Origin of the sequence: Pseudomonas putida (assembly GCF_030159595.1) — a bacterium.
Taxonomy (GTDB): domain Bacteria; phylum Pseudomonadota; class Gammaproteobacteria; order Pseudomonadales; family Pseudomonadaceae; genus Aquipseudomonas; species Aquipseudomonas putida_AC.
Genome location: NZ_BSKJ01000047.1, coordinates 1 through 272, shown reverse-complemented (window position 1 = coordinate 272; position 272 = coordinate 1). Strand labels below are relative to the sequence as shown.

Genomic DNA, 272 nt, shown 5'->3' with positions numbered 1-272 from the left:
AAGTCCGCCGTGGACGTCGATGGTCGTACCTTCGAGAACCTGCAACTGGGCGGCAACGCTTCGGTACAGGTCACCGACACCACCGACGAAGTGATCGCGAAGCTGACCGCTACGCCTTCGGTCACCGAAGGCGGCGAGATCACCTACACCATCACGCTGACCAACAAAGACGGTCTGCCGATCAACAACCATGGCGCGTTGACCTTCACGCTGAGCGACGGCAAAACCGTCATCACCGTACCGGCCAATGGCACTACCGGTTCGATCACCGT

General features: G+C 59.9%; 1 protein-coding gene. It reads left to right on the top strand.

Features of this window, described 5'->3' with window-relative positions; all coding sequences use genetic code 11:
• Window positions 1–272: immunoglobulin-like domain-containing protein (locus QQL85_RS26480; protein ID WP_284368796.1), on the top strand; the 272-nt coding region annotated here is incomplete at both ends.